The sequence below is a fragment of the Citrobacter sp. UYEF32 genome, assembly GCF_040546205.1.
GTDB classification, from domain to species: domain Bacteria; phylum Pseudomonadota; class Gammaproteobacteria; order Enterobacterales; family Enterobacteriaceae; genus Phytobacter; species Phytobacter diazotrophicus.
This window is the reverse complement of record NZ_JBEPNI010000010.1, coordinates 88,542-101,013: the sequence shown is the minus strand read 5'-3', so window position 1 is coordinate 101,013 and position 12,472 is coordinate 88,542. Positions and strand designations below refer to the sequence as shown.

Sequence of the window (12,472 nt, the reverse complement as noted above, 5' to 3'; positions counted from 1 at the left end):
GAACAGATGACGATTAAAGATCTTCTTATCGAAGCGGATGCGATTCAGGTTGGCGTAACGGAAAAAGACTGGCGGCAGGTGATTCGGCTTGCCGCCCGCCCGCTGATTGACGGGGGCTATCTGGAGGCACGCTACGGCGAGGCAGTGATCGACAGCACGCTGGAGCATGGCGCGTATTATGTCTTTGATGAGGGCATCGCCATGCCGCATGCTCGTCCGGAATGCGGCGTGAAACGGGACTGCTTTAGCCTGGTATTGTTGCAGGAACCGATTCGCTTTGGCGAAAGTGAAGCGGCGGATATTGTTATTATGTTCGGGGCGCGCGACAGCAATGCGCACATTGAAGAAGGTATTCGCGCCATTGTGCATCTGCTGGACAGTGATGACACGATGGCGGCGCTCCGGGCGGCACGGACAAGGGAGGAGGTGGTAGCGCTGCTATGACTACGCAAATAAAAACGGTCGTACTGGTCAACGGTGTACCGGCATCGGGCAAAACCACGGTAACACGTCAGTTGTCGGAACGGTTTTCGCTGCCGGTTCTGACCATCGATGGCATCAAAGAGCCATTTATGGCGCAGTTTAGTGAAATAGACCGGGCGTTTAACCGCAAGCTGGGCTGCGCGGCCTATGACGTCATCTGGTCAATTATTCGTAATGCGCCAGCAGGCTGCCCGTTTCTTGTCGACGCCTGGTTTGGTTTTCAGCCGAAGGAGAAGCTGGTTGAGTATCTGGAGAAGGCCGGGGTGACACGGATCCTCGAAGTCTGGAACGCGGTCGCCCCTGACGTGGCCGTCGCGCGTTATGCACAGCGTCTTGGCGAGCGTCGGGTTGGTCATCCTGGCGAAGAGTACCTGCCGGAGCTGTCGGTACTGGCCGCCAAAGCCGAACCGATGGCGCTCGGCCCGGTGTTTCGCTTTGAACAGGGAAGTGAAGAGGGGTACACCCGCCTGTTTGCCTGGATGGGCGAGCATTTGCGGGCCTGAGGGGAAAATAACCGCTACCGTCGAAAGAGCGCCATCTGGCGCTTTTTTTGTGTCTTTCCGTTTTTAATGTATTGAAAATAATCATAAAAAATTGGTGGCGTGATTATTGCAGCGGCTTAGACAGATAAAAAGGAGCCATAGCATGCCGTTACACTATCAAAACCCTGTTATTCACGCCGATTACGCCGATCCTGATGTTATTCGGGTAGAAAATGATTTCTGGATGGTTTCATCCAGCTTTAATCAGCTCCCCGCTTTACCGATACTCCACTCACGCGACCTGATTCACTGGCGCATCGTTAACCATGCCGTTAAGCGGCTCCCGTCACCAGAATATGATGCTGTCCAGCACGGGAAGGGGGTCTGGGCACCGTCAATTCGCTATCACGATGGGCAGTTCTGGATTTTCTACAGCCTGCCGGATGACGGTATTTTTGTTACCCATACCCGTGACCCGCTTGGCGAATGGAGCACGCCGCGCTGCCTGAAAAAAGCGCCTGGCTGGATTGATCCCTGCCCGTTCTGGGACGACGATGGAAGGGCGTGGCTGGTGCATGCTTTTGCGTATAGTCGCTGCGGCATTAAAAATAAGCTGCAACTGATTGAAATGGCTCCGGATGCTTCCCGCCTGCTTGATGACGGACGGATTATTTTCGATGGCACGCCCTCACACCCGACGCTGGAAGGGCCAAAGCTCTATAAACATGCCAATGAATACTGGATTTTTGCGCCCGCGGGCGGCGTTAAACGCGGCTGGCAAACGGTATTACGCGCCGCACAGCTTTCGGGTCCGTGGCAGCACCGGGATGTGTTGCATCAGGGCGATACGGCGATTAATGGCCCACACCAGGGGGCATGGGTAGCGCTGGAGAATGGGGAACACTGGTTTTTCCATTTTCAGGACAAGGGCGTCTATGGCCGGGTCGTGCATTTGCAGCCCCTGCGCTGGCAGGAAGATGGCTGGCCCGCCATCGGTGAACCGCTGGGTAATGCGGGCAAAGGGCAGCCCGTCATCCTTCATCCCCGGCCTTCCTTACCGGTAATGCCTTGCTCACCACAAACCAGCGATGACTTCCCCGAAGGTAAGCCGGGCCTGCAATGGCAGTGGCAGGCTAACCCTCAGTCGCAGTGGCTTGAGGCCAGCACAGCGGGCCTGGCGCTGCGCTGTGCGCCCCATACCGGTAGCCTCTATACCTTGCCGCAGATGCTGTTGCAAAAATTTCCCGCTGAACGCTTTGTGGTTACCCTTTCACTGGAGAGCCGGTTCAGCCAGTTGGGGGATGAAGCGGGCCTGATTATCTATGGCGAGCGCTTTGCCGCGCTGTGCCTGGTGCGCGAAGCCTCTGGCGTGCGGTTACTGTTGCGCCATGGCTGGAACAGCGATAGGGGGGAACTGAGTGAATCCGTGTTGCCCATTTGCGACGACATGTCAGGGAACCCTGAACTAGGTTTCCATGTTGATTACGATGGTATCAGCCGTTTTTGCTACCGCGTTGCCGGTGAAGCGTGGCGGGAAGTAACTCCGGGTTTCTCTGCAGGGGCGGGGAAATGGGTTGGGGCCAGATTTGGCCTTTATGCCTGTGGGCAGGGGAGTGAGACGCAGGGGATGGCGCTGTTTTCGCACGTTGTGGTGCGCGAGGCATAAAAAACCGGGGCAGCACGCCTGCCCCGGCGGATAATGCGTTTAGTTGATGTAATAGCGGATACCGATACGGAATCGAACCTGGTCGTCATGGTTCTGATCCTGGTCCAGCCAGGCCACTTCGGCGTACGGCATCCAGTTTTTATCCAGCCGATAGCGCGCCACAATGCTCGGTTCCCAGTGGGTTTTCTGTCCGTTTGAGGCGTTGAAATCGTTGGCGTTGACGAAAAACTCCGGGTTTAACTGTAACCAGAGTTTATCCGTGGCCTGGTAGTTGAAGAACAGGTCAAACTGATGGCTATCGTTGTAGTTCATGTTGCCGTTGTAATCATGCTCTTTGTGGGTCATGTGGTTATAACGGTAGCGACTGCCAATACTGAAAACTTTGCTGACTTTATAATCCAGGCCTAAATACGGGGCGATTTTTGTGCCGTTACTGTCGATATCGGACAGTCCACCCGGCGTGAGCGTCCATTTATCGTTCAACGGAACAGGATACCACCCTTCATATTCCTGAAAGGTACTGCGCATCTGATCAAAATTTTGACCTAAATCGTACATCGCCGAAACCAGAATACCGGCACCGTTATCAAAAATATGTCCTGCGCCAATTTTATACTGATTTTTCTCAGAGGCAGTGGTATGCGCGTAACGATTATCTACCCAGGTAGCGGCAGAGAAAGCGTTCATGGTAAATAAGGTCAGCGGTAAGGCAATGGTAAAATAAGTTGATTTTTTCATGGTTTATCCATTTATTTATTAACAAGCATGGTTTTAACGCGCATTTGTAGCGTTTTTTTTGAATTTAAAATACGGGTGCGGCGTGAGTCGTTATTATTTATCTGTGCCTCGATTGTGTTGATGGTTGCAAAGATAAGTGCAAGCCACGTGCCAAATATTAACATCATGAAATTTCAACAATTTATTTGCGTGCTTTCATTAGCATTCGACACAATAAAGAATGTTGGAAATTGCTAAACACTAGTTTTGACCGTGTTCACATAAATTAAGGTTATTTTTATGCGTGTTGGAAATTAAAATATTACCCGATGCTGTAGCGGTTCATTGTCCATCCAGCGTTTAAATTCAGCGATAATAAGATCGCCAAGCCTGCGCGTTTCATTATTTAGTGCGCCAGCAATATGGCTGGTCAGTAGAATATTGGGTAGCTGATAGAGCGGTGAGTTGAAAGCCGGTGGCTCCGGGGACGTCACATCCAGTAAGGCTGTCAGATCGGGGCGTTGCTGCATGACGGTGATAAGCTCTGCCTCGTTAACCTGCATCCCTCTGCCGGTATTAATAAACACCGCGCCGGGGCGCATTCGGCGAAATAAATCGCCATTGAGAATGTGTTTGTTGTCATCGCGATTGGGTAAATGGTTACTTACCACCAGCGCGGTTTCAAAGGCGGCTTCCAGACTTAAGGTTCGCTTCCCGGCGCGCGAAGGAACAGTGATCACCTCCAGTGCAAAGGGGTGAAGAAGTTGGGCCAGCGTCTGTGAAATAGCCCCTGCACCAATTAATGCGACACGCTCATCATAGACACCGGGCGCGGGGTGCTGATAGTGTAACGGCGTAAAATCTGCGGGTGTCTGGTATTCTCGCTGATTACGAAAATACCCTTTGCAGGCCAGTAAGATCTGTGCGAGACAAAATTCCGCCACCGGTACGGCATTAGCGCGCCAGGCGCTGACGACGATAATGCCGCGTTTAATAAGCGTGCTGGCGAAAGCATCCGTTTTCCCGGCGGCATAAAACAGAATTTTTAAATTTGGCAAGGCATCAAGCTGGGATTCATTAAGGGGAAACATGCCCCAGCTCGAAAATATCACCTCAGTTTTTGCAAGCTCAGGAAGTCGTGCTGAAATATTTTGCTCGGTGATCGTCTGCGGATAAAACTGACACCAGTTGGAGAGTTGTTGTAAGCGCCCTGCGGAGAAAACCTGATTAAATTTTTCTGGTTGGTTGGTAAAACAGGCGGCGTATAACGTCATTATCAGTCCTGTTATGCCCCTCTTTTCTCAAGAGGGGCACGTAAATTAAATAATGCCGATACCTGCGGCAGCGAAGCCAAATATAATCAGGAATATAAGAATCTTATTTGGGCTGACCTTTTTATTGAGCATACGCAGGCACACCAGTACCAACAGCAGGGGAATAAGCCCAACGCAAATTTTGTCGAGAATATCCTGCAGCACGAAGGGCTGCCCGGCGATGGTCGTTTTAAAGGTGGTGGTAAATTTCACCATGCTGGCGCTCATTGCCCCGACCATCATTAGCCCCATTATCGCCGAGGCTTTGGTGACGCAACTTAACAACCCAGACTGTGTCGCTTCGGCAATATATTTCGACCCCAGCCGGTAGCCCATCACCCCGCCGTAATAGCGAATCAGGTAGCTTGGAATGTTATAAATCAGCAGGAACAGCAATGGCCCGAGCGGGTTGCCCTGAGACGCCAGGCCGATGGCGATACCGGTGGCGATAATGCGCAGAACGCCATAAAAGAAGGAGTCACCCACGCCTGCAAACGGCCCCATCAAGGCGACTTTGATACCGTTAATGCTGGACGTATCAAAGTTAGGGTTCGCCGCGTTCTCTTTTTCCATCGACAGCGTCAGGCCCATGATAAACGGTGCCAGATGCTGGTTGGTGTTGAAGAACTGGCTGTTGCGTTTTAACGCTTCCATATAGCGGTGCGGATCCGGATAAATCTTTTTCAGCATCGGCGCCAGTGCCCAGCCGTAGCTCAGCCCTTCCATACGGGTAAAGTTCATCGTGCCCAACAGGGGGAACTGGCGAATAAAGAGCTGACGAAACAGCTTTTTCTCGCTTTTATCATCATCGCGGGCGGCGACGTTTTTCATGTGAATATCAGTCATTGAAGAACCCATCCTTATCATCAACAGACGCGGGCGCGGTGGTCGCGGCTTTCTGTTTGTTGGCTTTTAGCTGATTGAACTCGTTCAGGCACAGGTACACGGCAACGGAGGCGGCAATAATGGCGATGCCGATGATCGGCAGCTTGAGGTACGCGGTCATTGCGAAGCCGATAAAGAAGAATGCGGCAATATTGCGGTTCCACAGAGCCTTGAGCAGGATGGCGAAACCCAGCGCAGGCAGCACGCCGCCCACCGCCGTCATGCCGCGCATAACAGTATCGGGAATGCTTTCCACCAGGCTGCGGATTACATCGGTGCCGAAAAGCACGCCAAAGAAGGCGATCACGGCGAAGGGTACGCCATAGAAGAAGGTCATACCGAGCACCAGTCCCAGCGCGGCGCGATCGCGCCCCTCTTCCAGCAGCGCATCATATTTTTCCACCAGACCGGTGTAGACTAGCTTGAGAACCTGGTAGACAAAAACGGCCAACAGGCTGATCGGCAGTGCGAGCGCGACGGCGACAGGCGGCTCGGCTTTGGTGAGGATAGTGAAAGCGGTTGCCAGAACGGAACCGACCGCCAGATCGGCAGGCACAGAGCCGCCAATCGTGATGGTACCCAGGAAAATCAGTTCCAGAGTGGCACCAATGATGATCCCCTGCTGAAAATCCCCCAACACCAGCCCCACCAGCGCACCGCAAATCAGTGGGCGTTCCACAAGCGGCTGGCCGAGGGTATGGTCGGCGGTCTTGGCGAAGAACATAACAAGGGCAACGAGTATGGCTGACGTTAACATAGCGGCCTCTCTTAACCGACGTGGTTCAGCATTTCAATCAGGTTTTTGACCGGATGAGACGGTAAAACCTGGTAGTCCACCTGCACACCGCGTTCGGCGATGGCGTGGAAATCCGCGACATCTTCCGGGGTGACGTAGACGGTATCGCTGATGCGGGTTTTCGCCGCCAGGTTGTCGGTGATGCGCCCATAATTGGCAACGTTAAGCGCTTTGATCGCCGGTACCTGCTCGATCAGACGGCGGGCATCAGCGGCGTTATTTACGATAACCATAATTTTCATCGCCTCTGAACGTGGGTCATTCAGAACATCACCTGCATCGCTCACCGCCATGATGGCGCATTTCGCCGTATCCGGTGCGGCCATGCGCAGGGACATCTTCTGGACTTCGTTATTCACAATCTGATCGTTGGCAACCAGAATGCGGTTAACACCCAGATGCTTGGTCCAGACAACCGCGACCTGGCCGTGGATTAATCGGTCATCAATTCTTATTAGCGAAATCATTACGTACTCCTGTTTTTGTTTTACCAGTAGGGTGTCCAGACGCGGGAAAGGCGTACCAGGGCTTCAAACCAGAAGTAGTCGCCCCAAAGATTCGGTACGTTGATGCCCATATCACGGCCAAAGTTGTAAACGCCTTCGCGCAAGAGGCCGTCTTCGTTATGCGCAAAGTAATGAGCCTGAAGGTGACGCATCATCAGGCTGATAGCATTGAGGTAAGCCGGACGCAGCGAATCGGTCAGCGGCAGGTGTTTAAGCAGTTCCGCCATACCGCAAACGGCAATCGCAGCGGCTGAGGTGTCCCGGTACGCGTGGTCCTGGGCGGTGAAGATTAAATCCCAGTAGCACACACCATCTTCCGGCAGACGATTAAGGAAATAATGCGTCAGCTTGCGGGAGAGCTCTGGCAGCGCAGGGTTGCCCGTGTGCTGAAAACCCAGCGCAAAACCGTAGATGCCCCACGCCTGGCCGCGTGCCCAGCATGAACTGTCGCTGAACCCCTGATGGGTATCGCCGCGCAGCGGTTCGCCGTTCGAGATATCCATGTAGAACGTATGGAACGTCGAAGCATCTTCGCGTACCAGATAACGGGCTGCCTGGGTCAGGTGGCGTGTGGCCGCGTCGCGCCAGTCGGTATTTCCGGTTTCATTAGCGGCCCAAAAGAGCAGGGGAACGTTGAGATTACAGTCGATAATCATTCGCCCCTGGCGCGCCGGGTCGTTTAAATCCCCCCACGCCTGAATAACGCCCGCCGTGCTGTTGAAACGCCGATAAAGCAGGTCCGCCGCTCGCAGCGCCAGGGCGCGTGCTCGGGTGTTACCGGTGAGCCGCCAGCTATTCACACAGGAAAGCAGATACAAAAAACCGAGGTCGTGGGTATCGACTTTAATCTGCTTATCCAGGCGCTCTTCAAAGTTATCGAGAAAGCCCTCTGCGACGCGACGGTATTTCTCTTCTCCCGTGACTTCCCAGGCGAGCCACAACAGGCCAGTCCAGAAGCCTTCCGTCCAGTCCACTTTCTCAACGGGGGGATAGAAGCCGCCTTGAGCGTTGGCCGCCGGGAACGTCTGGCTAAAGCGCGGCAGCATGGCATCGATGCTGCTGAGCACATCAGCGATTGCGTCATTGAGCCAGGCTTTGTCCAGCGCGGGCTGTGGTGTGAGGTAGCGGCAGTCCAGCCTTTCCAGGGTGACGCTCATAGGTTGCTCTCCGTCGCAAAGAAATCGTCCGCATCGTCCCGGTGAGCGGCAAGCGTCGCCTGGCGCGCCGCCATGATCTCTGGCACAACGTTCATGTATTGCATGGCGTCCGTTGCCGCCCGAATCGCATCCTGCAGGCGGTCTTCTGTCCGCGCATGTTCTGACATACAAAATTCCATCAGCATGATCAGGTTCGCGCCGCTGATGACATGCATATGCGGATATTTCACCATCAGTTGCACCGCAGTATTGTTGACGCTGCCGCCCTGCATATCGGTAAACAGCACCAGCTCATTGCCGCGGCGTGCGGCTTCGCTGGCGATAGTCTCAAAATGGTGGCCAAGTTCTGCTGTTGACCCAATCTCCCCGCAATAGGCGCAAATGGGGATGACGCCGTGGTCTTCGCCAATTAATAAATTCAGGCCGGAAATAATGCCTTCGGCATAGCGGCCATGACTTGCGATATAAATCTCTCGCATCAGGTATTCCTTCATTTTTTCTGGGTGCGGGGAATATTTTGCAAGCGGTGTGCCAGAAATTTAATTTATTGTTTTAAATGGTTTTTTAATAATTTTTGGACGCTGGAATTACTGTTGAAAGCAGTGTTTTTGGCTAGCGTCGAAAGGGAAAATGCGCGTGTCGCCCGGGTGCTTTGCTTATCCGGGCGACGAACTGACCTAAACGGCGTCGGTGGTGATCCACGGCTCCATAATTTCATAAATCATCAGCACTTCGGTGAGCGGCACGGCGAGATGGTATTTACGGTTCAGGGCCTGGAAGAAGGTGTCGTGTACGGCAACAAACGCTTGTTGCTCCAGCGCTAATTCGGCGTCATCCCGATGACGCATGCCGGTATTCACCATCACGCGCTCAATCATCAGGGCGATGTGCATAAAGAGATTGATGCGCAGATAACTCTCGAAATGGATTTTATAAAAGGACTCGTATTGCTTAATGACCGATTCAACTTCGTCGATAATGATCACCGGGTTGAGGAAATTCAGACGGCTGGCAACGCCTTCGACGGTAAACAGTTTCACCACTTCTTCCACCATCGGTTCGAGGCTGTCTTCTACTACCAGGTCCGTAAAATAGTCGCGGCGTAGCACCTGCGTTTTTTCTTTAATTAGCTGTTCGACACTCAGCAGCGGAATATAGCCTGCCTCCAGATCGGTAGTGGTGATGATAAGTCTTGTGCCGTTCAGGGCCGGGTCAGCTCGGGCAATTTTCCATTTCAGATCGTCGTATTCCATGGTGACGATGTCGATCTCTTCCCGGGCCAGGTAGCGGCTTAAAATATCTTTCAGCTTGCGCGATATCCCTTCCCCCGAGATGCAGGAAATGATGATTTTATTGCCGGGAAGTACGCCTGCGTAATAGCGGGTCTCGATTTCATAGGCCCCTTTTACGCCCTCGATAATTTCTTCCATCGGCAGTTGGCTTTGTATTTTCCCGGCGATATCCAGCGCCATGGCCGTGCTGACGTTATTAATGACCAGCAGCTCGCCGTGCAGATGGAGTTTGATCTCTTCATAGATCTCTTTTAGCGAGCCCATATCGACCAGAATAATGAGCCCCGCCCCTTGTTTCAGGGCCGCCAGATGGGCAATCAGCAAATCAATAATGTCGCGCGTTGACGTGGCCCATGGCATATCAAACGCGTTGAAGTAATACCCACCGGTCAACTGGTTGGCGATACCGGCGATGCTGGAAGCGGTTGAACGCCCGTGCGACACGATAACGCCCTGAATGGCATCGTCTTCGCCCGCTAACTTGTTAAGAGCACAGCTCAGTAGCGGCAAAAGAATGGGCAGAGGGCTGTCGGTCACGTGTTTGTTGAGCAGAGTGACGCAGCTTTCCGCCAGTAGACGCGCCTTGCAGGAGACATAGTCTGTGGCAGCCTGCAACTCTGCGGTTTGCGCTTCATCGTGCGTGACGTGTAGCGCCCAGATCAGGCAAAGCCAGATGGCCTTGCGAAGTTCCTGGCCACACTCCACGCCAGTCTGCGTTTCCAGTTCGTTGATGGCATGCATCGTATTTTGCCAGATATAGCCCGTAAACATGCTGTCCTGAGCGATGACGCCATGCACGGTAGTCAGCAATTGCTCCAGTTTACGGTTTAACAGCATCACATTGCCGCTGTGGCAAAACTCGCGAAAGATAACGTCATCGCGCATCGCTTTAGGGAGCAGGGTGGCGATATCCAGCGCTGCGGATTTTCCTTTCGCCGCAATCACCAGCACCTCACCGCTGGGGCGCGACGTATGCAAGGTAATAAAAGGGCTTTGCTGCTGCTCGCTCCAGGCGCTGGCGGCCATCACTTTGATCTGATTCTTTAACTCGCCAATATTGCCGCGCACCGGGGACATCACCAGTTGGTGCATTAACTGCGTATCCAGGTGGATATCGCGACTCAGGCTGGCTGCTTCTGCTTGCAGGAAATGTTCGACCTGCGCCACGCGCTCGGTGAGTGGGCGGGAAATGTAGTTGGGTAACGTAACGCGTACGGGGATGCGCCGCCGGAAGGTGTTTAATAACACGGTGTCGATATTTTCAGTGGTGGCGAAGATAAAGCGCAGCGTGGCAGGGTGGCGCGTGCGGTTATCGCCAAGACGGTAAAAGTAGCCCTTATCCATAAACAGAAAGAGCTTCTCCTGATTTTCTGCTGAGAGACGATGCACCTCATCCAGAAATAAAAAGCCGCCGTCTGCTTCATCAAACGCGCCACGCTTTTCCCGGTCTGCGCCGGTAAAAGCCCCGCGCGTGTAACCGAACAGCGTGGCTGACAGCAGTTCCGGGTTATTGGCGTAATCCGCGCAGTTGAGTTCAATAAATGGCTTATCAGTAGAAATCACGCCGCGCTCCAGTGCGTACTGCCAGATAAGCGACGCCAGATGGCTTTTGCCGACACCACTCTCACCGGAAAGCAAAATGGGTAGACCGCTTGTGGGGTAATCCACTGCCGAACGACACAACGACACGATCTCTTCGAGACTTCCCTGTGCGCCAATCAGTCGACTGAAGGCATCACTGCTTTTCGACACTGGAATCGGACGATGGGGTTGGGCGGCGGCTGCATCGTTCACAAAAAAGCGTACCGGGCGGGTATTATCTTTCTGTAATTTCCCGTCGTCACACAGCCGATTGAGGTAGTGGCTGATGACGCTGCGATTCACGTGCATGAAGTCAGCACAGTCCTGAGCGGTAAATCCCGCCGTATGATTCGCATAGTGCGTTAAAATATTCTGGAAGAGTTTTTCTTTGGCAGACAGTGCCATCTCAGCGCCCCACAAATGCCAGCAGCGCCCAGTGTCGATTTATTTTCGACACTAGACACTAATAAAGTGATTGAACACTGTTTACTTTCTACCGGCATGCAGGAAAATGAAACTCTGTTTTAATCAGAGTGTGACGGGACTCGCAACGGTTTTTTATGCCACTCCTGCCAGGCGCAACAGCGCGGTGACCACGGCGGCAGAGAGTATCACCACAATAAGCGGCATTTTGCGCCAGGCGAGAAACAGGGCAAACATCACTCCCAGCACGCGGGCCATACCGGCGAAATGTTCGCCTTCATATAGCGTTGCCGCCAGCGCCACGGCAAAAAGTAACGTGGTCGCCGCATCGGATAACAGTGCCTGGGCGCGTTCTGACAGCGCCAGTTTATTGCCAAGCCGGGCGCCGCCAAAACGCATCAGGTAAGTACCCACCGACAGCACTGCAATACCGATAATGACCAGCATGGTATTCGCCATTATTTCTTCCTCGTCAGTAGGCCAAATAAAGAAATCAGCACCGGCAAGCCCACGGGGGCAAAAGGCACGGCGGTAAGGGAGAGAACGGCTCCGCTGGCAGCGCGAATCAGTGTGGTTTTCTTTTTCAGTGCGGGCAGTACCAGCGCCAGCAGAATAGCCGGGAAGACCGCATCCAGCCCGATGGTTTCCGGGGCGGGTAGCAGTTTTCCAACCCCTGCGCCAACAATAACGCCAAGCGGCCAAAGCAGGGCAACGCCCGTCCCACACAGCCAGTAGGCGGCTTTACGCTGTTCCGGCGTCGGTTGTGCCAGGCCAAACACGACACTTTCATCATTCATAATGTGACAGCCGAAGAAAGCCTTCGCCCGCGTGCCCACCAGGTCGCGCACCGTGACGCCAAAGGGAAGATGGCGGGCATTCACCAGCAACCCGGCAAGCGCCGCCGCCAGCGGATTGCCGCCGCTGGCGACAATGCCGATAAACATGAATTCGGAGGCGCCAGCCAAAACCAGCGTGGAAAGGGCAAGGGGAACCCACAGTGGGAAACCGTAGGCCATCGCCAGTGAACCGTAGGAGATGCCGACCACGCCAACCGCCAGACAGACCAGCAAGATGGCTCTGATCGTATCGCCTGTAAGATTTGAGAAGTTGTGTTTGAACATACAATTTTTTGGCTATATCGAACGAATATTCATTATAATGAACACATCGG

At 53.5% G+C, this 12,472-nt stretch carries 13 protein-coding genes; 3 read left to right on the top strand and 10 right to left on the bottom strand.

Annotated features, from left to right (window positions below; genetic code table 11):
* The first annotated feature begins 6 nt into the window (after positions 1-6).
* The 3 genes from ABIB59_RS23865 to ABIB59_RS23855 all read left to right on the top strand — a co-directional run bounded on the left by ABIB59_RS23865 (position 7) and on the right by ABIB59_RS23855 (position 2,631).
* Positions 7-444 carry a PTS sugar transporter subunit IIA gene (locus tag ABIB59_RS23865; protein ID WP_039077347.1) on the top strand — a complete coding sequence of 146 codons (438 nt, stop codon included), beginning with the start codon at positions 7-9 and terminating at the stop codon, positions 442-444.
* On the top strand, positions 441-986 hold the full coding sequence (locus tag ABIB59_RS23860; protein ID WP_354037278.1) for a P-loop nucleotide/nucleoside kinase family protein: 546 nt from the start codon (positions 441-443) through the stop codon (positions 984-986). Before ABIB59_RS23865 ends, ABIB59_RS23860 begins: the two co-directional genes overlap by 4 nt.
* Positions 987-1,128: 142 nt before the next feature.
* The gene (locus ABIB59_RS23855) at positions 1,129-2,631 is read left to right on the top strand and encodes a glycoside hydrolase family 43 protein (RefSeq protein WP_125125595.1); all 1,503 of its coding nucleotides are present in this window, start codon (positions 1,129-1,131) and stop codon (positions 2,629-2,631) included.
* A 39-nt stretch (positions 2,632-2,670) separates the two neighbouring features.
* On the opposite strand, the gene ABIB59_RS23850 is transcribed toward ABIB59_RS23855, so the two are convergent.
* The 10 genes from ABIB59_RS23850 to ABIB59_RS23805 all read right to left on the bottom strand — a co-directional run bounded on the left by ABIB59_RS23850 (position 2,671) and on the right by ABIB59_RS23805 (position 12,422).
* A complete protein-coding gene (locus ABIB59_RS23850) occupies positions 2,671-3,369 on the bottom strand; it encodes an oligogalacturonate-specific porin KdgM family protein (RefSeq protein WP_039077345.1) in 699 nt (232 codons plus the stop codon).
* A 293-nt stretch (positions 3,370-3,662) separates the two neighbouring features.
* Positions 3,663-4,622, bottom strand: a complete 960-nt coding sequence (locus ABIB59_RS23845) for a hydroxyacid dehydrogenase (RefSeq protein ID WP_165159455.1) — start codon at positions 4,620-4,622, stop codon at positions 3,663-3,665.
* 45 nt (positions 4,623-4,667) lie between these two features.
* Complete coding sequence (locus ABIB59_RS23840) at positions 4,668-5,507, bottom strand: PTS system mannose/fructose/sorbose family transporter subunit IID (RefSeq protein WP_052249191.1); 840 nt, start codon at positions 5,505-5,507, stop codon at positions 4,668-4,670.
* Positions 5,500-6,303 carry a PTS mannose/fructose/sorbose/N-acetylgalactosamine transporter subunit IIC gene (locus ABIB59_RS23835; RefSeq protein WP_039077343.1) on the bottom strand — a complete coding sequence of 268 codons (804 nt, stop codon included), beginning with the start codon at positions 6,301-6,303 and terminating at the stop codon, positions 5,500-5,502. The genes ABIB59_RS23840 and ABIB59_RS23835 overlap by 8 nt, the downstream gene beginning before the upstream one ends.
* Positions 6,304-6,314: 11 nt before the next feature.
* Positions 6,315-6,809, bottom strand: coding sequence for a PTS sugar transporter subunit IIB (locus ABIB59_RS23830; RefSeq protein WP_039077342.1), 495 nt, complete (start codon positions 6,807-6,809; stop codon positions 6,315-6,317).
* Positions 6,810-6,829: 20 nt separating this feature from the next.
* Positions 6,830-8,005: a glycoside hydrolase family 88 protein gene (locus ABIB59_RS23825; RefSeq protein ID WP_222556697.1), complete on the bottom strand. Its 1,176-nt coding sequence runs from the start codon at positions 8,003-8,005 to the stop codon at positions 6,830-6,832.
* Positions 8,002-8,484 (bottom strand): PTS sugar transporter subunit IIA, encoded by a 483-nt coding sequence (locus ABIB59_RS23820; protein ID WP_039077340.1) that lies wholly within the window; start codon positions 8,482-8,484, stop codon positions 8,002-8,004. The genes ABIB59_RS23825 and ABIB59_RS23820 overlap by 4 nt, the downstream gene beginning before the upstream one ends.
* Positions 8,485-8,682: 198 nt before the next feature.
* Positions 8,683-11,283, bottom strand: a complete 2,601-nt coding sequence (locus ABIB59_RS23815) for a sigma 54-interacting transcriptional regulator (protein WP_354037275.1) — start codon at positions 11,281-11,283, stop codon at positions 8,683-8,685.
* 153 nt (positions 11,284-11,436) lie between these two features.
* Complete coding sequence (locus tag ABIB59_RS23810) at positions 11,437-11,760, bottom strand: AzlD domain-containing protein (RefSeq protein ID WP_079498435.1); 324 nt, start codon at positions 11,758-11,760, stop codon at positions 11,437-11,439.
* Positions 11,760-12,422, bottom strand: a complete 663-nt coding sequence (locus ABIB59_RS23805) for an AzlC family ABC transporter permease (RefSeq protein WP_354037273.1) — start codon at positions 12,420-12,422, stop codon at positions 11,760-11,762. The genes ABIB59_RS23810 and ABIB59_RS23805 overlap by 1 nt, the downstream gene beginning before the upstream one ends.
* Positions 12,423-12,472: the final 50 nt, after the last annotated feature.